The organism is Martelella sp. K41-7, from assembly GCF_055808365.1.
Map to the genome: position 1 here is coordinate 1,634,550 of NZ_CM147867.1, position 22,042 is coordinate 1,656,591.

Here is a 22,042-nt window from a genome sequence, read left to right on the forward strand (position 1 = left end):
AGGACACAGCCAGAGTGCCAGGCAAAGGGTGCGCCACCGTTTCTCTGCGGCGCCAGCAGGTGTTGTTATGATCCCTGGACGATAATTGATGTGCTGGGGCGTGATGCAATGGCATCCGCAACAGCCTCCGCATAGAGATCATCACCTGCAGTCAATTGCGGTGTAATTCTTGCATCCCATGTCCCGTCGGGCCTCACGGCGATGTTGCTTGCGACCAGGTCATCATTTTCTGTTTTGCTATATACATTGATCGACACTGTTGCGTTTTGGATGTTGCTCGTGTCCTCAGTTCCACCAAGGAATGTCCCCTCCGTCCCAAAAAAGGTCATGTTTTTTGCGATGTTGAATTCGGGCCTCATCGGCACTTGGCTTGTGTTGTTCACGGTAATCCTCCCTTTAATATCCCCAATTTTTATACATTCTGAAAACGATAGCAATCTTACACATAATTAATAAATATATTTTGATTTACTTGAATATAAATCAATCATGACTGACAAATATTGCACGACTGAAATAAGCGGTAAAGATCCGCGGCATCGGGCATTCAGCGACAAATACGGAGAGACACGATGGCCTGGACACACTTCATAGGCTGCACCATGACAGCAGCAAGCCTGGCAGCCGTTCACTTGACCACAAACAGTCTCATGACCAGAAGACTTAGAGCCGGATTCAAAAGTTCATGATGGGAAACAATATCGTGCGAGGCGTCTGGTCATCACCCTGATGCTGGCGATGTTGACCCATGCTGTGGCGCTTGCGATGGACTTTTCCCAATCTTTGGCCAACCGACGGCATCGTCCGAACCAGCCGAAGGTGCGCTCCACCACCCATCGGCGGGGCAGAACCTCAAAGCCTTTCGCTATGTCGGAGCGCTTGATGATTTCAAGGTTCCATTGGCCGCATCCGCGCAGCGCTTTTCGCAACTTCTGCCCGGCATAGCCGCCATCTGCGAAGACATGGCGCAACCAGGGGAAACGGTAGCGGATGGCTTTCAGGACATCGGGCGCACCGTCGCGGTCCTGGATATCGGCAGCATGGACAAGCACGAACAGCATCAGCCCGATCGTATCGGTGATGATGTGGCGCTTGCGGCCCTTGATCTTCTTGCCGGCGTCGTAGCCCGAAACCCCGCCGCTTTCGGTGGTCTTGACACTCTGGCTGTCGATGACACCGGCTGTGGGCGAGGCCTCGCGCCCCTCCAGTTCGCGCGTAGCGCAGACGAGCAGATGATTGATGGTCTGCCAAAGGCCGATGTCGCGCCAGCCATAGAAATAGCCTCGCACCGTGGAGACCGGAGGGAAGTCCTTCGGCAGAGCCCGCCATTGACTGCCGCTGCCCGCAATATAAAGGATCGCGTTCACCACTTCCCTCATATTCGTTTTCCGTGGCCGCCCGCCGGGCTTGGCCAGCGGTATCAGTGGAGCAATTACAGCCCACTCACGGTCCGTCAAATCGGTTGGATAGCGAAGGCGATCCCGGTTATGCTGCAGGCGGGTGATATCATTCCAGGGCATGCGATCCTCCACGTTCTTGGCAGAGGTGGTTGAATCACATCCTTCTGATATCACTCAACAACTTTTAAATCGGGCTCTGAGATTCTTGCCGCTTTCTTGAAGATGTACGGCAAACCTCTAGTTCCGTTCGACCTGCTGGTCTGCTGCCTGCAGAAAGGCGCTCATTTTCAGTTGGACTGTTTCTTCGTCGATGGCGATGCCAGCCGCTGAGAAGTCACGCATCAATTTACGCAAAACATCATCATGGCCTTTATGGGTGAAGTCTGCCGCGATCACCTCGCTGGCATAGACGTCGATGTCGTCGCGGCCCAGCAGTCCTGCCGCCCATGCCGCAAGCATACGATTGCGCCGGGCGACAATCCGGAAACGTGCCGTTTCCTGATGCACAAACGCAGCTTCGAAAGCGCGCTCTCGATCGGTGAAAATCGTATCGGCCATCGCGACACCTCCACTTGCCAAGCTTGTTCCATGGACACCAATATCCGCCTCAATGAAAGTGGCTTCAAAAATGACGTTTGAAAAGAACAGGACTTAAATTTTTTCAATAATATCGTTTAAAAACGCGGATATTCGCGGACGAATTTATTCAAACAGGGCGTTGTTGTCGCAATTGCCTTGAAAAACGCTTGGTTTTGATTGAGAAAGCCGCACGACTTCGCTATGCCAGCGAGAGAGACAAAAAATATAGCGTGGCCAGAACGGTCATGCCAACTTCGCGAGCTCAAAATGAATCGTCGCCGCCGGGTTTACGAAGGCAAGGGCAAAGTTCTTTATGAAGGCCCGGAGCCCGGAACGCTCATCCAGTTCTTCAAGGACGATGCTGGCACACAGCCCGGCGTCTCCGGCGAGGTGATTGACGGCAAGGGCGTCCTCAACAACCGCATTTCCGAATATGTCTTCGGCCATCTGAACGCGATCGGCATTCCCACACACTTTATCCGCCGCCTCAATATGCGTGAGCAGCTTGTGCGCGAAGTGGAAATGATTCCGCTGATCGTCACCGTCCGCAATATCGCGGCCGGGTCTCTTTCACGCAGGCTCGGCATCGAGGAAGGCGTTCCCCTTCCCCGCTCGATCGTCGAGTTTTCGCTGAAATCGGACGAGCTGGACAATCCACTCGTGACCGAAGAGCATATCACGGCCTTCGGCTGGGCCATGCCGCCAGAACTTGATGACATGATGGCGCTGGCCATTCGCATCAACGACTTTCTCTCGGGTCTTTTTCTGGGCGCCGGCATGCAACTCGTCGACTTCAGGATCGAATGCGGCCGCTTTTTTGAAGGCGAGATGATGCGTATTATTCTGGCCGATGAGATTTCGCCGGATTCGTGTCGTCTGCTGGACCTTCAGACGCACCAGCGCATGGATATCGATGCGCTCAGTGGAAAGGCGACCAGCGCCCATTCCGAAATCGCCCGCCGGCTCGGCATCATGAACGAGAACGAGCCGTCACGCGCAACCGGACCGGTACTTGTCAAATAGAAGATTGGGGTTTGAACCAGTGATCAATGCACGTGTCATCGTTACCTTGAAAAACGGCGTTCTCGATCCGCAGGGAAAGGCCATTGAAGGCGCCCTGCACGGCCTGGGTTTCGACGGGCTGTCCGGCGCGCGGCAGGGTAAGGTCTTCGACCTTTCTCTTGATACCGACGACCGCGCCAAGGCAGAGGCCGATGTTGCCGCCATGTGTGAGAAACTTCTGGCCAACATGGTGATCGAGAACTACGCGGTCGAGCTGAGCCAAGTCTGACGGCAGGAAGAGAGCGAAAGCCATGAAAACCGTACTGATCCAGCTTCCGGGCCTCAACCGCGACCGTGACATGTTCGCTGCGATCCGGACGATCTCCGGTCACGACCCGATCACCGTCTGGCAGACCGAAACAGAACTGCCGGATGCCGATCTGATCGTCATTCCCGGCGGATTTTCCTACGGCGACTATCTGCGCTGTGGCGCCATTGCAGCGCGCATGCCGGTGATGCGTGCCGTTGCCGAAAAGGCGCGTGCGGGTGTGCGCGTGATCGGCGTGTGCAACGGTTTCCAGATCCTGCTTGAGGCCGGACTGCTCCCCGGTGCGCTGATGCGCAACGCCTCGCTCAAATTTGTTTGCCGTGAGGTCCGCCTTCAGGTCGCCAACAACCGCACCGTCTTTACATCCGCTTATGCGCAGGATGAAGTGGTTCGCTGCCCCGTGGCCCATCACGACGGCAATTATTTCGCTGAAGCTGACGAACTGGCAAGGCTTGAGGATCACGCCCAGGTGGTTTTTCGCTATGCAGAAGGCACGAACCCGAACGGCTCGCTCAACGATATCGCCGGCCTGGTGAATGCAAAGGGCAATGTCCTCGGCATGATGCCGCATCCGGAAAACCTGATCGAGACAGCCCACGGTGGCACGGATGGCCGGCGACTGTTTGAATCGGCCCTTGGCATGCTTGCCACAGCGTGAGCCTTTCCGTCTCGCCTTGGAGTCATCTATTGAGCTTTTGCTTGACCTTGCAGCCGGAATCGTCAGAAATGGCGCATTAACGTCGGCGCGTGATATAGGACCGTCGGCGGCTGTTTCACTATTGGAAAGACGTATGTGCTCATTATCGCTGGTAAAGCCCGCTGCCATCGTGGCGTATCTGGCTCTGGGGGCGGGCAGTGTTTTCGCTGCAGACGCTGAAGTTGAAAAAGCCCCGGCTCCGGTCTCCCAGGACAGTGTTTTCGATGAAGCCCGTTTTGAAGTCGCAGCGTCTCTCGGCACTGACTCTGATTTCGAGAAGGGCGTATTTCTGATTCCAAGCTTGTTCTTCGACCCGCTTCACAGCAAGGGCCGGGAAGGCTTTGACAAGTTTCTGCACCCGCGTTTCTTTCTGAGCGCCAGCATTTCGACAGCTGACGAGGCCTCCCAGATCATGGCCGGTGCCAGTTGGAAGTTTCCGGTCGCGGGCCCCACATTTGTCGACATCGGCTTCGGTGGTGCACTGACGAACGGTAGCCTTGATGAATATGGCGGACGTGGCCCGGGCGTTGGCTCCCACGTTTTGTTTCACGAGTATATCGCCTTCGGTGTGGATCTGGATCACAGCTGGAGCGTCACCGCAACCGTGCGACACTCGTCAAATGCTGATCTCGCCAGCCCCAACAGCGGGCTGACCTATGGTGGTCTCGGCATTGCAAAGAGTTTCTGAAGCCACGCTCCTCAGTGCTTCGTTCTTAAACTGAAAACGCCGGGCGATCTGCCCGGCGTCTTAGTTTGTGCCATAGCCTGTGGTTCCCGATCAGGACTCCGCGGCAGACTTGCTCGATTTGGAGCCGCCCTTCTTGCCGGACTTGGCCTTCGGGGCGTCGGACTTCAATTCTGATGGCTTCACCGGTGTGGAATCCGCGATGGCATCGAGCACCAGCTCTTCCTTGCCATCCTTGTCGATTTTAACGTCGACCCGGACAATTCCACCCTTCTTCAGCTTTCCAAACAGGATCTCATTCGCCAGTGGCTTCTTGATGTATTCCTGAATGACGCGCGACAGCGGACGGGCGCCCATTTTCTCATCGTAACCACGACCGGCCAGCCATTCGACTGCTTTGTCCTCCAGTTCGAAGGTGACATTGCGTTCCGAAAGCTGCGATTCAAGCTGCATGACGAATTTCTGAACGACCTGATGGATGACTTCCGTCGGCAGCGGAGCGAATGGGATGATCGCATCGAGACGGTTGCGGAACTCCGGCGTGAAGATACGGTTTAGCGCATCTTCGTCTTCTCCGGTGCGCCGCGACGACCCGAACCCGATCGCTGATTTCGACATTTCCGCTGCGCCCGCATTGGTCGTCATGATCAAAATGACGTTGCGGAAGTCGATTTTCTTGCCGTTGTGATCCGTCAGAGAGCCGTGATCCATGACCTGCAGCAGGATATTATAAATATCCGGATGCGCCTTCTCGATCTCGTCAAGCAGCACCACGCAGTGCGGATGCTGGTCGACGCCGTCGGTCAGAAGTCCGCCCTGGTCGAAGCCAACATATCCGGGCGGTGCACCAAGAAGCCGCGAGACCGTGTGACGTTCCATATATTCCGACATGTCGAAGCGTAACAATTCGACACCAAGCGAGGAAGCAAGCTGCTTAGACACCTCGGTCTTACCGACACCCGTGGGGCCGGAGAAGATGTAGGAGCCGATCGGCTTGTTGGGTTCGCGCAAGCCTGCCCGGGCAAGCTTGATCGCGGTCGCCAGCGCGTCGATTGCAGTATCCTGCCCATAGACCACAGAGCGCAGTTCCTGCTCGAGATTGGCAAGCACCTGCTCGTCATCCTTGGAGACTGACTTCGGTGGAATGCGGGCCATGGTCGCAACCGTAGCCTCGATCTCCTTTTCGGTGATCATCTTGCGCCGGCGCGAAACAGGAACCAGCATTTGCGCCGCACCGCTCTCGTCAATCACATCGATGGCCTTGTCAGGCAGCTTGCGATCCGAAATGTAGCGTGCCGACAGCTCTACCGCCGCCTTGATGGCGTCGTTGGTATAGCGCAGGTTGTGATATTCCTCGAAATAGGGTTTCAGGCCCTTCATAATCTCGATTGCATCGTCTACAGACGGCTCGTTGACATCAATCTTCTGGAACCGGCGGACCAGAGCGCGATCCTTTTCGAAGAACTGGCGGTACTCCTTGTAGGTCGTCGACCCGATGCAACGGATCGCCCCTGAGGAAAGCGCAGGCTTCAAAAGATTGGACGCATCCATTGCGCCGCCCGATGTTGCGCCGGCGCCGATCACCGTATGGATCTCGTCGATGAAGAGCACCGCCCCCTCATATTCCTCGAGTTCCTTGACCACCTGCTTCAGGCGTTCTTCGAAATCGCCACGATAGCGCGTACCGGCGAGAAGCGTGCCCATGTCAAGTGAGAAGATGGTGGCATCAATCAGCGCCTCGGGCACTTTGCCTTCGACTATACGCTTGGCCAGACCTTCAGCGATCGCTGTCTTGCCGACACCCGGGTCGCCAACATAAAGCGGGTTGTTCTTGGAGCGGCGGCACAGAACCTGAATGGTCCGGCTGACCTCGGCATCGCGGCCGATCAGCGGATCGATCTTGCCACTCATCGCCTTTTCATTAAGATTGACGCAATAGGCTTTCAGGGCATCAGGTTGCTTGCGCCCGCTGTCCTCGACATGCTGTGCATTGCTTTCGGCATCGTCGTTTTCAGAATTTATGCCGCGCGGTGGACGCGTTTCCGACGACCCCGGCCGCTTGCCAATCCCGTGGGAAATATAATTGACCGCGTCGTAGCGGGTCATTTCCTGCTGCTGCAGGAAATAGGCCGCATGGCTTTCGCGTTCAGCAAAGATGGCAACAAGCACATTGGCACCCGTCACCTCCTCGCGGCCGGAAGACTGTACGTGAATCACAGCGCGCTGGATCACGCGTTGAAAACCGGATGTCGGCTTGGAATCCTCGTCGTAACCGGTCACTAGATTGGCCAGTTCGGTATCGACATATTCCATGACTGTTTTGCGCAAAGCGTCGAGGTCGACATTGCAGGCACCCATAACTGCGGCCGCGTCACCATCATCAAGCAAAGCCAGGAGCAGGTGCTCCAGCGTCGCATATTCATGATGCCGGTCATTTGCATAGGTTAGAGCCTGATGCAGAACCTTTTCGAGACTGGGAGAGAATGTTGGCACGATCAGATCCTCACTTCTTTTCCATGACACATTGCAATGGGTGTTGGTGCTGACGCGCAAAATCCATGACCTGGCTGACCTTGGTCTCAGCCACTTCATAGGTAAACACCCCGCATTCGCCGACGCCATTATTGTGAACGTTGAGCATGATGCGGGTGGCCGCCTCGCGATCCTTCTGGAAGAAACGCTCCAGAATATGGATTACAAACTCCATTGGTGTGTAGTCATCATTCAGCAGAAGAACCCGGTAAAGACTGGGTTTCTTCGTCTTGGGCTTGGTGCGCGCGATCACCGTCGTTCCGCGGTTCGGATTGCCCCCGTTTTTTGAAGGGTCGTTCTGCATCCGGATCGACATCGCGATCATTCTTCCTAACTCCGTCCGTCCTCAAGATTTTCAGCCGCGTACACCAGGCTTTTGTTGACGTTCATATCTGTATGTACCGAGTCCGTTTCAAGCTCCCCGAGACTGAAGCAATCTTAATGCCGTTCTTCCGGGCTTGTCATTAAGAAAATATGGCGACCTCGATCAGTCGCTATTGAGCCGCACCGGCCTCGCATTTCGGCACGGACCCGCTCATCAAGCCCGCAGCAAGCTCAGACTTCAAACTCAAACAAATTCGAACAAATTCAAGCGAAGCTTCAGCCGTATCCGCAAATCCGGTAGGCTTTAGGATGACGCGAAACGTTACGCATTGCAGTGCGAATCGTTTCGTGCAAGAATTTGAGATGCCCTCTGTGGAATGCACAGAACCTCAGAAAACGGCTGGAGACGTCATCTCCGCCGCTTACCTTTTCCCCGGAAAACGCCCAAACCCGCCTATTGGCAGTAGGTTGTGTCCGACGAACGCTGCTTCAGATCAAAATGGAAGTGGTCATTATGTTTGGGGTAGCCGGGGCCGAGCACGGTGTTGAAATATTCGCACCCACTGGCACGGGCGGACTTCAGAAGCCCCTTCTCCCTGAAGGCAAAAAAGCCCTTGCGTGAGACGTCGATTGTCTTGCCGGTATTCAGGGTAAATCCACCGATATCGATAGCATTCCCCTTCGAATGCTCTGACATGGTTCGCGAATTGGTACCGTTATTCACGCGCCGACAGGAATAGCCACCCATGGTCTGGATCGATTTCAAGCCGGTCAGATAGCGTACGCGCGCAGCGGGCGCCAAGTCATTCTGAACCCATTGGGCAAAAGCCAGCGCGGTTTCACAATTCACTGTGACATCGGGAGAGACGTCGATATTGCCGGAGAGTTTCTGCAGCTTGACTGGATAGGCGATACCGCACTGGCTGCCGTTCGCGATCGCTTCCACATCCGTGAAGGTCACGCCCAACTGGTTCAGTTCACTACGGCACTGCCGCTCGGCAAGCGGCATCAGCCCGGGTATCCTGTTTTGCTTTGGTTGGGACATAGCCCCCTCGCCCGCTCCGGGCTGAACATGGGGCAAAAGCGATGCGGTATTGATCGGGTCGATACCCGGCTCCTGCGCTCGCGCCGTCTGTTGCTCGGCGGTCAGTGCGTCGTTGTCGGCAATGGCAGCAACGCTGGCCTTATCTTCGGCCTCGCTGAAACCAAGATAGCTGTCGATCGGCACACCCGCAGATGTCTCCGTCTGGGCAATCAATTGTTCGATGGTCGGCGGCGGAGCCTCGTCCGCAGCAAGCCGGGCTGAATCAACTTCAGGTGACGGAGCCGAAGTGACCTGAGCCGTCGCAATCTCGCTGCGGGTAACGACCTGAGAAGGCTTGGCGCTGGTATCGACAGAAAACGAAGTCATCAGCCCGCCGATGGAACAGCCGGCCAGTGCCATGGAAATCGCCGTGCAAGAAACCGCGTGCCGCAGATGAGAAAAAGACGCCATACCGTTCATCGTGCCCAGGTTGAAACCTGATGACGATTAAAACAGACATATGTAAACAAATGCTTTGCCGCAGTGCCATAGCGAAATCCGGCTCTTGCACCGCAGGGAACCGGCGATAATCTGCACACCGTGGCCGAAGGAGAAGAATCGATGAGCGAGATACCGAGCGGTGAGCTGACACTCAGAACAGTGGCCATGCCCGCCAATGCCAATCCGGCAGGAGACATTTTTGGCGGATGGGTGATGTCGCAGATGGATCTGGCCGCCTTCGTCGCCGCTTCCGAACATGCCGGCATGCGAACGGTCACGGCTGCCGTTCATTCAATGACATTCGAAAAACCCGTCAAGATCGGGGATACGTTGTGCGTTTACACCACGTTTTCTCGCATCGGACGCACCTCGATGACGATCAATGTCCAGGCCTGGGTTCACCGTCACGATAGGCCCCGGCGCGAAAAGGTCACTGCGGCCGAATTCATCATGGTGGCCATGGATGAAAATGGGAAACCTGCTCCCGTTCCCGCCAAACGGCTACCAGCCGACACCGAAACGGATAGCTGACCATGACCGAACAGACCGCCACATCCCAGCGTCCGCCGCGCCTTTTCCTGCGCCGGCTCGCTGCGCTGATTGTCGACTTTCTGGTCTACGGCATTCTCGCAACGTTTATCGTTGGCGCTGTTGTCATGGCCGTTCCGCAATTGAAGGACGGCGTTGCCAGCTCGTTCTTCTACACGCGAACCTGTGAAGCCGCAGATAGCAGCATACCGGTATTTGCCGCAATCCAGCAGGACTGGCCGAAATCAGACGCCGGTAACACCACGATGAACGCACGGTTCTGCACTATCGAGAGCTTTTTCATGCCGCAAAAGCGCCTGGCGGTGGTGACGGAAAGTCGAGAAGGCGAAAACGGCGGAACCTTCACCCGCTCTGTCTCGATCCAGCTTGACGAAACCGGTGCGCCGGTCTTTCCCTCGCCGCTGATCGAAAGGAGTGTGTCGGCACTCCAACTCATCGCCTTCCCGCTGGCGCTCGCGCTGTCCACGATCTTTCTCGGCTGGACACCCGGCAAGCGCATATTCTCGCTCCGCGCCACAACCGACGCCCTCGCCAAGACCCCGCCCCCGCTCAGTCCTGCCAGGACCATCTCACGCGAATATCTGAAATTCTGGCCGGTTATCGCCAACAACCTGATCCAGTTTGCCATCGCAGCCCAGGCACCCAGATCCTCATCGGTGGCCGAGACTGTTGCATGGCTTGAAGCGGCGGGCACCGACCAGCGGGCCATAGCCGACATTCTGGTGCTAAACGCCGCAACCTTGCTGGTTCTGTTCGTCTGGTGGGTCTGGCCGTTTGCGCTATGGCGCGGCCGGACGCTCTATGATGGCTTTGTGCGTGCCTATGTGGTGCTGAGGAACTGAGTTGACGGCGCGCGCTTGCTTTGTGCGACACTCTATCGGCGCTCACCGCCCGATCATGTTTTCTATTTGTTCTTGTTTTTGCCGCACGCCCCTTTTCTTTTGAGGCGAGTCCCTCCATATTCCCGGCATGGCCAGATCACCCAGAAAATCCCCCGAAAAGCCCGGATTCGAAGAGACGCCGCAGGCGCCGTTCGAAGGCGAAAACTATGATGGCTCGATGAGCGATTGGCTGGCGAGCCTCGAGCGCGAAGCCGAAGCCGAGAGCGCGGATCTCGCAGCGCAAACTCGCCTCGCGGGCCGGAAAGCACCGCAAGAAGGCATCCGAAAGCGGTGATGCCACCGCCGGGCGGACATCCCGTGGTGTTTCGATTGGCGCGTCGTCCGACCCGAAAACGCGTGCCGCCGCCGGCCTCAATCCGGTTGCGGGTGTCGATGTTTCGCTGGAAGATGCCAAGAACCTTGCACCCGGTGCGGTTACCGCCACGGTCGATGCGCTGTCGAAGCTGATCGAGAGCGGCAATCCTCTGTTCAAGGACGGCAAGCTGTGGACGCCGCACCGGCCGGAACGCCCGGAAAAATCCGAAGGCGGCATTCCGATCCGCATGGAGACCGAATACAAACCCTCCGGCGACCAGCCGACAGCGATCCGCGACCTTGTCAGCGGCCTTAAAGACGGAGATCGCAGCCAGGTTCTGCTCGGCGTCACCGGCTCGGGCAAGACCTTCACCATGGCCAAGGTGATTGAGGAAACGCAGCGCCCGGCCGTCATTCTGGCGCCGAACAAGACACTGGCTGCGCAGCTCTATTCCGAGTTCAAAAATTTCTTCCCCGACAATGCGGTAGAATATTTCGTTTCCTATTACGACTACTACCAGCCGGAAGCCTATGTGCCGCGCTCGGATACCTATATCGAGAAGGAATCCTCGATCAACGAGCAGATCGACCGCATGCGCCATGCCGCGACCCGCGCGATCCTAGAGCGTGATGACTGCATCATTATCGCTTCGGTCTCCTGCATCTACGGTATCGGATCGGTCGAGACCTACACGGCGATGACCTTTCAGATGTCGGTCGGCGACACGCTGGACCAGCGCCAGTTGCTGGCCGACCTCGTAGCCCAGCAGTACAAGCGCCGCGAGATGGATTTTCAGCGCGGTTCATTCCGCGTGCGTGGCGACACCATCGAAATCTTTCCGGCTCACCTTGAGGATGCCGCCTGGCGCATTTCCATGTTCGGCGACGAGATCGACCAGATTACCGAATTCGATCCGCTGACCGGCCACAAGACCGGCGACCTGCAGTCCGTGAAGATCTACGCCAATTCGCACTATGTCACCCCGCGCCCAACTCTCAATGGCGCCATCAAAGCGATCAAGAATGAGTTAAAGGAACGCCTACAAGAACTTGAAAAGGCTGGACGACTTCTAGAAGCTCAACGCCTCGAACAACGCACCCGCTTCGACATCGAAATGATGGAGGCGACCGGCTCCTGCCCCGGCATCGAAAACTATTCGCGCTATCTTACCGGCCGCAGACCCGGTGAACCGCCGCCAACGCTGTTTGAGTATATTCCGGACAATGCGCTGATCTTCATCGACGAAAGCCATGTCACCATCCCACAGATCGGCGGCATGTATCGCGGCGACTTCCGGCGCAAGGCAACGCTGGCCGAATACGGTTTCCGTCTGCCGTCCTGCATGGACAACCGGCCGCTGCGTTTTGAGGAATGGGATGCGATGCGCCCCGATTCGGTAGCGGTTTCGGCAACCCCCGGCGGCTGGGAGATGGAACAGGCCGGCGGCGTCTTTGCCGAACAGGTGATCCGGCCGACCGGGCTGATCGATCCTCCGGTGGAAATCCGTCCTGCGAAGACCCAGGTCGACGACGTTCTTTCGGAAATCCGCGACGTCTCGGCAAAGGGATACCGCACGCTGGTGACCGTTCTGACCAAGCGCATGGCCGAGGATCTGACCGAATACCTGCATGAACAGGGCATCCGCGTGCGCTACATGCACGCCGATATCGACACGCTGGAGCGGATCGAAATCATCCGCGATCTCAGGCTCGGTGCCTTTGATGCTCTTGTCGGCATCAACCTGCTGCGCGAGGGTCTGGATATCCCCGAATGCGGCTTCGTCGCCATTCTCGACGCCGACAAGGAGGGCTTCCTGCGTTCGGAAACCTCACTGATCCAGACCATTGGCCGTGCGGCCCGTAATGTTGACGGCCGGGTGGTTCTTTATGCGGATCGGGTGACAGGTTCGATGGAACGCGCCATCGACGAAACCAGCCGCCGCCGCGAAAAGCAGCTCGCCTACAACGAAGAACACGGCATTACACCGGAATCGGTGAAAGCCAGGATCTCCGACATTCTCGATTCGGTCTACGAGAAGGACCACGTCCGCGCCGATATCGGCACCAAGGGCGGCAAGGGCTTCGCCCAGGACGGGCACCTTGTCGGCAACAATCTGAAAGCGCATCTCGAAGCACTGGAAAAGCAGATGCGCGATGCTGCGGCCGATCTCGACTTCGAAACCGCCGCACGGGTTCGCGACGAGATCAAGCGGCTGAAGGCCGCCGAACTGGAGGGCATGGACGACAGGCTTGAAAAGGCCGAATCACGCCAGGCCGAGCAGGCCCCGAAATCTGCCGGTGACAGCGGGACCTCTTATTTTGCAGCGCCATCGCTGGATGATATGGGCCCGGGCACCGATATAGCCAAGCCGCTGTTTCGCAAGAACACGCTGGATGAAATGACGGTCGGGCGCACCGAGAAGCCGCGCGGCGGCGATGCCAAGCCGGTCCAGCGTGGCAAGATCGGCGCGGGCTCCTATGAAGACCCTGCAGAGCAGAAACAGCGCGGCAGACGCAAGGGCAAGACCGGGCGGCCGGGAAACTGACCGCATTCCAACCGCAGTTGTGCAGCGCTGGAGATACATGTAGGGTTGTGCTGTTTTGATGAAAAAGTGGCTACAGAAATGACTGAAGAAAAATATGGCCATATCGGCCAGCACGTGAAGACAGCTTTCGTGAATGCTCAGGCAAACCCGAGTCCCTACCGGCACTGGCTGGTTGAAAACCTGTTCCCCGATGCACTGCTGGCGGACATTCAGGCGCTCGATTTTCCACGCCCGGATCTTGAGGGTGTGTCGGGAACACGCGAGGTTCACAACAAGAGCCGTCATTACTTTGATCAGGAAAACAAGGCGAAATATGATTGCTGCGCCGCCGTTGCCGCAGCCTTTCAGGCGCCCGATGTTGCCGCGCTGATCCAGGATAAATTCGAGACCAATATCGAAGGTTCAAGCCTCAGGATCGAATATGCCCAGGACACCGACGGTTTCTGGCTGGAACCGCATACTGATATCGGCGTCAAGCTGTTCACACTGCTGATCTATCTTTCCGACGGGCCAGGCCATGAAACGCTCGGAACCGATATCTATGCTTCCAGGGAAGACCATGTCGGTCGGTCGCCTTTTGGCCCAAACCAGGCGATGATCTTCGTGCCCGCCGACAATACCTGGCACGGTTTTGAGCGACGGCCGATCGAAGGTGTTCGTAAATCGCTGATCGTGAATTATGTCACGCCAGAATGGCGTGCCCGCGAGCAGCTTGCCTTCCCGGAAGACCCGATCACAACTGGTTGATTACGCTGGTTTACGGCCATGCGCCGCAAGGCCGCGCCGGATCGCGTCGGCGATTTCTTGCGTCGCATCGACCCGGTCATAGCTGTAGGGCGCGAGCGGACCGTCAAACGAGCGGGTGAGGCCGGCCACCTCCAACCTTGTCAGGAAGCCGGCAAGCTTCGTATTGAGATTATAGGACACAAGCGGAAACACGGGCTTGCCAGTGGACAGCGCCTCGCTGACCATGTTGTGGGAATCCCCCGTCACCGCAAGCATGTCGCAGAAACCAAGCAGCGCGCGGTAGGGGTTCCGCTCGTCCGGCGACCAGATCCAATGCGGAAAGCCGGAGAGCCGGTCGCGCAACGCCGTCATCACGGTTTCTGGCGTACGCCGCGACTGAGTGACAATAATGCTGCCGACCTCGGACTTTGCGTGATCGATCTGCACCATGAAATGTTTCAGCGCGGCATCCTCATCACGGGCTCCGGACACTGGGTTGCCGATCAGGATACCGAGTCGCGGTCGCGGCAACCGATCCCAGGAAGCTGGCCTGCTGTCCGTCGCCGAGGCAATAACCTCCTCGGTCAACGGGTGCGGGCCGGTGTCGGTGACCATTACGTTGTCGGCGCGCAACCGGTCGTGACGTGGCACCCAGATCAGATCGGCAGCAGAAGCGCCGATGCGCGGATCCTTCAAGAACACGGTATAGGTCCTGCCAGCGGAGGCCTTCTTCACCGCTTTCAGATATGGGACCATCCGCCTTCCGGTGGCGATCGCCACATCCGGAAAAGGCGGCGCAATCGGGCTGGCTTTTTCCCCGGGCGGTGTTTCGGCGGGACCGGACCATGCGGCATCCACCACTCCCACGGCTTTCCAGGCAGAATCACCTTCTCCTCGGCGTCTTCACCAAGCCGCGAAACCACGCCCAGGCACTGTACCCTGTCGCCGATCTTGCCGTCCGTCAAAACCCAGATTTTCAAGCGCTCATCCTTTGATAACGGTTGCTGCGACAATCGGAATATCGTTTCCAGTTTTGACGCAGTCAGCAAAGGCCGTCAACGCGACCGAACCGTTCAAAGTGGGGCTACGCGGGGCTGCCGCAACTGTTGGCGCATGGTGTCAGAAAGGGCCTTGCTGAGCTGCTCGCCGAACTTGGATGCAGCCAGTACGAAATCGTGGCGATCTCGCGGCCACCCTGAGGCCAAGACAAGCGAGGTCTATACCCGCCGCGTCGAACGCCGGAAACTCGCCGTAAACGCCATGGACCGATTCAAGGTTCCCCACGCATGGATCTGGCGTGGTCCATCTTGGCATGTAACATATTGATTTTATTTGATAAAATCTTAAAAATGGTGCGGTCGAGAAGACTCGAACTTCCACGGGTTGCCCCACAGCGACCTCAACGCTGCGCGTCTACCAATTCCGCCACGACCGCATCGTGGTAGGGCCGGTTTGTGCCGGCGCCGCTGCATGTAGCAAAAGCGTCATCGGCGCACAAGCGCCAATGACGCTTTTTTTGATTTCTGCTGGAGAAACTATTCATGGCCCTGAAAGGCAGCGTTTACGCACGCGTTTTCGTCTTGCCGCCTGCTGCCAAATCTGCAAGGAAAAGCGCGAAGGACGGACACATGGAACGACGCGAAATCGATTTTCTCATGCCCGCTGCGCCGGATTCGCCACCAGTCAGATGGCGTGTCTCGCAGGGTCTTGTCCCCTATCCCGATGCGCTCGCGGTGATGGAACGGCAGGTAGATCTGATCGTCCGGGGTGAGGCGGACGAACTTGTCTGGCTGGTTGAGCATCCGCCGCTCTATACGGCCGGCACCAGTGCCGTGCGTCAGGACCTGCTCACACCTGAGCGTTTTCCGGTCTATGAGACAGGGCGTGGCGGTGAATATACCTACCACGGGCCGGGACAACGTGTTGCCTATCTGATGCTCGACCTGAAGCGCCGCCGGCGCGATGTGCGCGCTTTTGTGGCCGCGATCGAGGAAACCATCATCAAGACGCTTGATTCGATGAATGTGCGCGGCGAGCGTCGCGAGGACCGGGTCGGAGTCTGGGTCCGCCGCCCGGAACGGCCGCCGCTGCCCGATGGCTCGCCTGCGGAAGACAAGATTGCTGCCATCGGTATCCGTCTCAGGCACTGGGTGAGTTTCCACGGGCTGTCGATCAATGTCGAGCCCGAGCTCGAACATTTTGGGGGCATCGTGCCGTGCGGGATTTCAGGCTATGGGGTGACGAGCCTGGTAGACCTCGGGCTGCCGGTCACCATGGAAGACGTCGATATCTGTCTGAAAAAAGCCTTCGAAGATGTTTTCGGCGAGACCGCTCCGGACGCCCTTTGACGGTTCAGTGCAGCGTCCGTCCGCCAGTTACTGAAAAGCCGAACCGGCCCGGAAATACTGCACGCTTGGTCGTGTCAGAGCTACGACCGGCATGGCCGACATGGTTGACCTCAATCACGACGTCCTTGAGGCTGAAACTCTTCGGCCTGCTGTCGGCCCGGCTATCGGCCACGTCACCTGAAATCAACCAGAACGGACGCACATTGAGCAGACCGGCGATCCGAACAAGCCGCTCCAGTGAGGGCTCAGCGCGATCGCATTCCCAGTTTCTGACTGTTTCTCGTCTGACCCCAAGGCGCCCGGCCAGATCGGCCAGGCTGATTCCGGCGCTTTCGCGTGCCGCGAGCAGGCGCCCGCCGAGCGTATCGTCGCCGTAAAAGTCCTCTGTCATCATTTCTGGCCTTTCCATCCCTTTCGGCATGCCGGGTTTCCCGGTTCTTGTCCCCTTCATAGCCAAAATCGCCGCAAAGCACCACCCGGGGCGGCGCTCAGGCAGCGCGGCGAACGCAAAAATCCTGATCACGCAGACTTGTGCTTGCGAATAAGGGAGCCGCCGTGTCAAAGATTGACTGATAACAAAGATGAGTTCGGAGAGACACCAGATGGATGTGCGCGCAGCCGTAGCGGTCGAAGCAGGTAAACCGCTAGAGATCATGAATGTTCAGCTTGAAGGCCCGAAGGCAGGCGAAGTCCTTATCGAGGTCAAGGCAACGGGCCTCTGCCATACCGATGATTTCACCCTTTCGGGCGCTGATCCGGAGGGCATTTTCCCGGCAATCCTCGGACATGAGGGCGCGGGTGTCGTCGTCGATGTCGGCCCCGGCGTCACATCGGTGAAGAAGGGCGATCATGTTATTCCGCTTTATACGCCGGAATGCCGCGAATGCCCGTCCTGTCTTTCACGCAAAACCAATCTTTGCACGGCAATCCGCGGAACACAGGGCCAGGGCCTGATGCCCGACGGCACCTCGCGATTTTCCCTGAATGGCAAGCCGATCCACCACTATATGGGCTGCTCAACATTTGCGAACTTCACGGTTCTGCCGGAAATCGCGGTAGCGAAGATCAACCCGGACGCCCCCTTCGACAAGGTCTGCTATATCGGCTGCGGCGTCACCACCGGTGTAGGTGCCGTGATCAACACCGCCAAGGTGGAACAGGGCGCGACCGCGGTGGTCTTCGGGCTCGGCGGCATCGGCCTCAACGTCATTCAGGGTCTGCGCCTTGCCGGCGCCGACATGATCATCGGTGTCGACCTCAACAACGACAAGAAGGAATGGGGCGAACGCTTCGGCATGACCCATTTCGTCAATCCGAAGGAAATTGGCGAGGACATCGTTCCCTATATCGTCAACCTGACCAAGCGCGGTGCGGACACGATCGGCGGAGCCGACTACACCTTCGACTGCACCGGCAATACCACAGTCATGCGTCAGGCGCTCGAATGCTCGCATCGCGGCTGGGGCAAATCGGTGGTCATCGGCGTTGCCGGCGCCGGCCAGGAAATCTCCACGCGACCATTCCAGCTTGTGACCGGACGCTCATGGATGGGCACTGCCTTCGGCGGTGCACGCGGACGCACAGACGTCCCGAAGATCGTCGACTGGTACATGGACGGCAAGATCGAGATCGATCCGATGATCACCCATCTGCTGAAGCTTGAGGACATCAACAAGGGATTCGAGATGATGCACAACGGCGAAAGCATCCGTTCGGTTGTCGTCTACTGATGTCATCGCTTTCCGTCGATATCGCCCGCATGGACGCGCTCACTGCGGGTGAGCTTTATGATGTCATCAAACTACGCGTCGATGTCTTCGTGGTCGAGCAGAACTGCCCCTACCCCGAACTTGACGGCAAGGACGCCGAGGCCTTTCACCTGCGCCTCCTCGAAGCCGGGAAGCTGGTCGCCTATGGCCGGATTTTCACACCGGACAGAGAGCCCGAAGCGCGGATCGGCCGGGTCGTCGTGGCCCCGTCACATCGGGGAAGAAAGCTTGGCGAACGTTTGATGCGGGAAGCCGTCTCGGCCTGCGAACGGCTTGCGCCCGGTGCGCCGATTGTCATTTCCGCACAGGCCCATCTGGAGCGGTTTTATAAAGGGTTCGGCTTCTGCACGACAACGGAGCCCTATCTGGAAGACGGCATTCCACATGTCGGCATGACCCGCGATGCCGCCCCTTTGCACACAAGCCGCGGAAACGCCTCATGATCTATGTCGATGCCGATGCCTGCCCGGTGAAGCCGGAGGTCCTCAAGGTCGCCGAACGCCATGATATTGCCGTCACGTTCGTGGCCAATTCGGGCCTCAGGCCCTCGCGTGACCCGATGATCCGCAATGTCATTGTTTCCGGCGCCTTCGATGCCGCCGACGACTGGATCGCTGAACGGGCCGGTGCAGGCGATATCGTCATCACCGCCGATGTTCCGCTTGCCCAACGCTGTGTCGCTGCCGGCGCAATGGTCACGGGGCCGACGGGCCGGCTTTTCGACGAGGCCAATATCGGCATGGCCCGCGCCATGCGTGACCTTGGCCAGCACCTCAGGGAAACCGGCGAAAGCAAGGGCTACAACGCCGCGTTTTCGCCACGCGACCGCTCCGCCTTCCTGCAAACCATGGAACAGCTTTGCCGACAGGCGAAAGCCATTCGCAAAGAGACCGAAGACGAGACAAAGGGAAGACCATGAATATATTGTCCGAAAACACAGCCTTTGGCGGCATGCAGGGAGTCTTTTCCCATGATTCTGAAGCCTGCAATTGCGAGATGACCTTCGCGGTCTTCGTGCCCCCGCAGGCAACGGAACGCCCCTGCCCCGTGCTCTGGTATCTGTCCGGCCTGACCTGCAGCCATGCCAATGTGATGGAGAAGGGCGAATATCGCCGCATGGCGGCTGAACTTGGCCTGATCATCGTCTGCCCGGATACCAGCCCGCGCGGCAAGGATGTGCCCGACACGCTGACAAACTGGCAGCTTGGCCAGGGCGCGGGTTTTTATGTCGATGCCACCGAAAGCCCCTATGCGCTGAACTACCAGATGGAAACCTATATCACCGAAGAACTGCCCGCACTGATCGCCGGAAGCTTCCGCGCGGATATGGAACGTCAGGGCATTTTCGGCCACTCCATGGGCGGCCACGGCGCCATGACATTCGCGCTGAAATACCCGGATCGCTACAGGAGCTGCTCGGCGTTCGCTCCCATCGTCTCGCCGTCCACCTCGCCATGGGCGCAGGGTGCGTTCGAAAAATATCTCGGGACCGATCCGGATGTCTGGCGCAAGCATGATGCCTGCGCACTGGTTGCAGCCGGCGCGCGTTTTCCGGAATTCCTGATCGACCAGGGCACGGCTGACGGTTTTCTCGAAGAGGGCCTTAAGCCCTGGCTGTTTGAAGAAGCGGTCAAAGACACCGACATTGCGCTGACACTTCGCATGCACGAGCGCTACGACCACTCCTACTTCTTCATCTCCACCTTCATGGATGATCACCTGCGCTGGCACGCGGAGCGGCTCTGAAGCGCTCCGGATCAGCCCCTGAGCGAAAGAAAAAGCGTGTGGGCCGCTGCCATATCCTCAAGCCGCTTCGCGCGGCGGCGGGCGGCCTCCTCGTCAGCCCCCCAGAGCTCGATGGTCCAGTCTTCCTCGAGATTGCTGAGCGCCCAGGCCTCGTCGAGCGACAGGCGGCCGCGCGCAAGCGCCAGCGTGACCAGCGCAGAGCCGGTCAGCGTCGTCATCACGTGCAGAGCGCCAAGTTCGAACGGATCGCGGTGGTGCGCAAGCTCACGCCGGAAGATATCCAGACTTTCGGCCGGCTGGTCGGCGAACATCACCCCTTCAACGAGGACGAGAACGGGCGCCATACGCCTCCGCCACCCAATCCAGCACAGGATCCCAGCGCTCGGCCTGACGGGCAACGAGTTCTTCCGGGCTTTCGGCACGGTAGAACAGCATGTCATTGCCGGCATAGCTGACAATTTCCTCGAACACCGCGTCGGCGTTGACGCTGACGCCATCCAGAATGGTGTTCGCTAGTCGTGTGACGGGCATTTTCGCAGGGTCTATGACATTTTCCTGCGCTTGCCATTCGGCGCGGACATGTTCGGCAGCTGCGGAGGTCGGCAGGATCAGGGCTTTGCGCGAAGGCGTCTTGACCGGCCGTCCATCCAGTTTCACGGCAAAGCGCTCGCCTTCTGCGGCAATGCTGGCTTCGGCATAGAATTTTTTCGGCAGTTCGGCGCGCATCAGTTCCTGCGACCGGCGAATGGGATCGTTGGTCATCATTGCCCTTTCAGAACGAATTTCAGTATATCATCTGGCCTGGAAGCAATCGCGCCGGCCCCGGCCTGTTTCAGGGCATCGGATGCGCCATAGCCCCAAGACACCCCTATCGCTGCAGAGCCGGCCGCTCGCGCCATCTGAATATCGAAGACTGTATCGCCGATCACAACCGCCTGTTCGGGCCGCATGCCGGTCTCGTCGCAGCATTCCAGCACCATGGCCGGGTGCGGTTTGGAAGGGCAATCATCGGCCGTCCGGGTGGTGATGAATTTTTCGCTGTAACCATGAGTCTTCAGCATGTGGTCGAGCCCACGGCGCGATTTGCCGGTCACGGCGCCGACCAGAATATCATCCTGTAAAAACAGATGCGCCAGCATGGCGGCGATGCCGTCATAGAGCCTCTCCTGCATTGCCGGGTCGCGCCGCACCTCGACGAATAGTGAGCGATAGTAGCCCATCATGTCGCGGCATTCGTGGTCTACCTGATCGCGGCCCAGAAGCCCGGCAATGGCAACGTCCAGCGTCAGGCCAACCGTACCGCGGGTTGCGTGTTCATCGGGCGCGGCATGCCCAAACGCGCGAAATGTGCGCGCCATGGTCTCCTGAATGATCGCAAGGCTGTCGACCAGCGTTCCGTCACAGTCAAATAGCACCAGCTTCATGGGAGCGCTCCCGGCTTACACAAGTTTCAGAATGTCCTCCGGATGCCAGACGATCGCGCCCGCTCCGGCATCTTGCAGATCGGCGATTTCGCCATAACCCCACGCAACACCGATGGCGCGCGCACCGGCACTTGCGGCCATCTGCATATCGAACACCGCATCGCCGATGACGACCGCATCGGCGGGATTGAAGCCCGCTTCGGCGCAGCATTCAAGCACCATCGCCGGATCCGGTTTAGAGGGGCAGTCATCGGCCGTGCGCGAAACCGAAAAATCCGGAGCCAACCCGTGCATTTCCAGAACATGGGTCAGGCCCCGGCGCGAATTGCCGGTGACCGCCCCGATGGTGATCTCATCACGCGCAGCAAGGGCGCCGATCATTTCGGCAATGCCGGGGAACAGCTGTTCTGTCATATCGGGATCGGCATGAACTTCGTCAAACAGCGATTTGAACTTCAACCGGATTGCCAGAACCTCATCATCGACCTCATGGCGACCGAGCAACCGGGCAATGGCAAGATCGAGCGACAGGCCGATAATGGTCTTGGTCTCGGCAAGAGTCGGCTCGGGATATTCAAAGGCCGCGAAACCACGGCGCATGGTCTCATGGATACGCACGGCACTGTCGACCAGTGTGCCGTCGCAGTCAAACAAAACGAGCTTCAT

22 protein-coding genes, 1 tRNA gene and 2 pseudogenes are annotated in these 22,042 nt (G+C 58.1%); 13 read left to right on the forward strand and 12 right to left on the reverse strand.

Features of this window, described 5'->3' with window-relative positions; translation table 11 throughout:
• Positions 1-65: 65 nt before the first annotated feature.
• The 3 genes from AC0L7L_RS07730 to AC0L7L_RS07740 form a co-directional block, all read right to left on the reverse strand.
• A complete protein-coding gene (locus AC0L7L_RS07730) occupies positions 66-383 on the reverse strand; it encodes a hypothetical protein (RefSeq protein WP_473513199.1) in 318 nt (105 codons plus the stop codon).
• Between the two features lie 300 nt (positions 384-683).
• On the reverse strand, positions 684-1,520 hold the full coding sequence (locus tag AC0L7L_RS07735; protein WP_272210312.1) for an IS5 family transposase: 837 nt from the start codon (positions 1,518-1,520) through the stop codon (positions 684-686).
• Positions 1,521-1,637: 117 nt separating this feature from the next.
• Entirely contained in the window at positions 1,638-1,958 is a 321-nt protein-coding gene (locus tag AC0L7L_RS07740; RefSeq protein WP_473513201.1) for a DUF1476 domain-containing protein, read from the reverse strand.
• Between the two features lie 288 nt (positions 1,959-2,246).
• On the opposite strand from AC0L7L_RS07740, the gene AC0L7L_RS07745 reads away from it, so the two are divergent.
• The 4 genes from AC0L7L_RS07745 (at position 2,247) to AC0L7L_RS07760 (ending at position 4,694) form a co-directional block, all read left to right on the forward strand.
• Positions 2,247-3,002 carry a phosphoribosylaminoimidazolesuccinocarboxamide synthase gene (locus tag AC0L7L_RS07745; protein ID WP_473513203.1) on the forward strand — a complete coding sequence of 252 codons (756 nt, stop codon included), beginning with the start codon at positions 2,247-2,249 and terminating at the stop codon, positions 3,000-3,002.
• A gap of 19 nt (positions 3,003-3,021) precedes the next feature.
• Positions 3,022-3,270, forward strand: a complete 249-nt coding sequence (gene purS, locus AC0L7L_RS07750; RefSeq protein WP_473513205.1) for a phosphoribosylformylglycinamidine synthase subunit PurS — start codon at positions 3,022-3,024, stop codon at positions 3,268-3,270.
• Between the two features lie 22 nt (positions 3,271-3,292).
• Entirely contained in the window at positions 3,293-3,967 is a 675-nt protein-coding gene (gene purQ, locus AC0L7L_RS07755) for a phosphoribosylformylglycinamidine synthase subunit PurQ (protein WP_272211257.1), read from the forward strand.
• Positions 3,968-4,100: 133 nt separating this feature from the next.
• Positions 4,101-4,694, forward strand: coding sequence for an acyloxyacyl hydrolase (locus AC0L7L_RS07760; RefSeq protein ID WP_473513207.1), 594 nt, complete (start codon positions 4,101-4,103; stop codon positions 4,692-4,694).
• A gap of 114 nt (positions 4,695-4,808) precedes the next feature.
• Here AC0L7L_RS07760 and clpA read toward each other — a convergent pair.
• The 3 genes and pseudogenes from clpA to AC0L7L_RS07775 form a co-directional block, all read right to left on the reverse strand.
• Positions 4,809-7,184, reverse strand: a pseudogene (gene clpA, locus AC0L7L_RS07765) (ATP-dependent Clp protease ATP-binding subunit ClpA); the annotation flags it as partial.
• A gap of 10 nt (positions 7,185-7,194) precedes the next feature.
• Positions 7,195-7,548 (reverse strand): ATP-dependent Clp protease adapter ClpS, encoded by a 354-nt coding sequence (clpS, locus tag AC0L7L_RS07770; protein WP_473513209.1) that lies wholly within the window; start codon positions 7,546-7,548, stop codon positions 7,195-7,197.
• 453 nt (positions 7,549-8,001) lie between these two features.
• The gene (locus tag AC0L7L_RS07775; RefSeq protein WP_473513211.1) at positions 8,002-8,991 is read right to left on the reverse strand and encodes an extensin-like domain-containing protein; all 990 of its coding nucleotides are present in this window, start codon (positions 8,989-8,991) and stop codon (positions 8,002-8,004) included.
• 201 nt (positions 8,992-9,192) lie between these two features.
• On the opposite strand from AC0L7L_RS07775, the gene AC0L7L_RS07780 reads away from it, so the two are divergent.
• The 4 genes from AC0L7L_RS07780 to AC0L7L_RS07795 all read left to right on the forward strand — a co-directional run bounded on the left by AC0L7L_RS07780 (position 9,193) and on the right by AC0L7L_RS07795 (position 14,110).
• Positions 9,193-9,603, forward strand: a complete 411-nt coding sequence (locus AC0L7L_RS07780; RefSeq protein WP_272211262.1) for an acyl-CoA thioesterase — start codon at positions 9,193-9,195, stop codon at positions 9,601-9,603.
• 2 nt (positions 9,604-9,605) lie between these two features.
• Positions 9,606-10,463 (forward strand): RDD family protein, encoded by an 858-nt coding sequence (locus AC0L7L_RS07785; RefSeq protein WP_272211264.1) that lies wholly within the window; start codon positions 9,606-9,608, stop codon positions 10,461-10,463.
• Positions 10,464-11,065: 602 nt separating this feature from the next.
• Positions 11,066-13,363 (forward strand): excinuclease ABC subunit UvrB, encoded by a 2,298-nt coding sequence (gene uvrB / locus AC0L7L_RS07790; protein WP_473513214.1) that lies wholly within the window; start codon positions 11,066-11,068, stop codon positions 13,361-13,363.
• Positions 13,364-13,441: 78 nt separating this feature from the next.
• Positions 13,442-14,110 carry a hypothetical protein gene (locus AC0L7L_RS07795; RefSeq protein WP_272211265.1) on the forward strand — a complete coding sequence of 223 codons (669 nt, stop codon included), beginning with the start codon at positions 13,442-13,444 and terminating at the stop codon, positions 14,108-14,110.
• On the opposite strand, the gene AC0L7L_RS07800 is transcribed toward AC0L7L_RS07795, so the two are convergent.
• Positions 14,111-14,950, reverse strand: a complete 840-nt coding sequence (locus tag AC0L7L_RS07800; protein WP_473513219.1) for a mitochondrial fission ELM1 family protein — start codon at positions 14,948-14,950, stop codon at positions 14,111-14,113.
• Between the two features lie 489 nt (positions 14,951-15,439).
• A tRNA-Leu gene (locus tag AC0L7L_RS07805) sits at positions 15,440-15,524 on the reverse strand.
• Positions 15,525-15,717: 193 nt separating this feature from the next.
• Here AC0L7L_RS07805 and lipB point away from each other — a divergent pair.
• Positions 15,718-16,437 carry a lipoyl(octanoyl) transferase LipB gene (lipB, locus tag AC0L7L_RS07810; protein ID WP_473513221.1) on the forward strand — a complete coding sequence of 240 codons (720 nt, stop codon included), beginning with the start codon at positions 15,718-15,720 and terminating at the stop codon, positions 16,435-16,437.
• Positions 16,438-16,441: 4 nt separating this feature from the next.
• Here the strand turns inward: lipB and AC0L7L_RS07815 are convergent, their stop codons facing one another.
• On the reverse strand, positions 16,442-16,858 hold the full coding sequence (locus AC0L7L_RS07815) for a helix-turn-helix domain-containing protein (protein ID WP_272211269.1): 417 nt from the start codon (positions 16,856-16,858) through the stop codon (positions 16,442-16,444).
• Positions 16,859-17,039: 181 nt separating this feature from the next.
• On the opposite strand from AC0L7L_RS07815, the gene AC0L7L_RS07820 reads away from it, so the two are divergent.
• The 4 genes from AC0L7L_RS07820 to fghA are packed head-to-tail and all read left to right on the forward strand — an operon-like array spanning position 17,040 to position 19,952.
• Positions 17,040-18,167, forward strand: coding sequence for an S-(hydroxymethyl)glutathione dehydrogenase/class III alcohol dehydrogenase (locus tag AC0L7L_RS07820; RefSeq protein ID WP_272214159.1), 1,128 nt, complete (start codon positions 17,040-17,042; stop codon positions 18,165-18,167).
• Positions 18,167-18,649 carry a GNAT family N-acetyltransferase gene (locus AC0L7L_RS07825; RefSeq protein ID WP_272211271.1) on the forward strand — a complete coding sequence of 161 codons (483 nt, stop codon included), beginning with the start codon at positions 18,167-18,169 and terminating at the stop codon, positions 18,647-18,649. The genes AC0L7L_RS07820 and AC0L7L_RS07825 overlap by 1 nt, the downstream gene beginning before the upstream one ends.
• Positions 18,646-19,125, forward strand: a complete 480-nt coding sequence (locus AC0L7L_RS07830) for a YaiI/YqxD family protein (protein WP_272211272.1) — start codon at positions 18,646-18,648, stop codon at positions 19,123-19,125. Before AC0L7L_RS07825 ends, AC0L7L_RS07830 begins: the two co-directional genes overlap by 4 nt.
• On the forward strand, positions 19,122-19,952 hold the full coding sequence (gene fghA / locus AC0L7L_RS07835) for an S-formylglutathione hydrolase (RefSeq protein WP_473513227.1): 831 nt from the start codon (positions 19,122-19,124) through the stop codon (positions 19,950-19,952). Before AC0L7L_RS07830 ends, fghA begins: the two co-directional genes overlap by 4 nt.
• 11 nt (positions 19,953-19,963) lie before the next feature.
• Here the strand turns inward: fghA and AC0L7L_RS07840 are convergent.
• From AC0L7L_RS07840 to AC0L7L_RS07850, 3 genes and pseudogenes are all read right to left on the reverse strand, one after another.
• Positions 19,964-20,717: pseudogene (locus AC0L7L_RS07840) on the reverse strand (ATP12 family chaperone protein).
• Entirely contained in the window at positions 20,714-21,376 is a 663-nt protein-coding gene (locus tag AC0L7L_RS07845) for an HAD-IA family hydrolase (protein WP_272211274.1), read from the reverse strand. Before AC0L7L_RS07845 ends, AC0L7L_RS07840 begins: the two are co-directional and overlap by 4 nt.
• Before the next feature lie 15 nt (positions 21,377-21,391).
• Positions 21,392-22,042 carry an HAD-IA family hydrolase gene (locus AC0L7L_RS07850; RefSeq protein ID WP_272211275.1) on the reverse strand — a complete coding sequence of 217 codons (651 nt, stop codon included), beginning with the start codon at positions 22,040-22,042 and terminating at the stop codon, positions 21,392-21,394.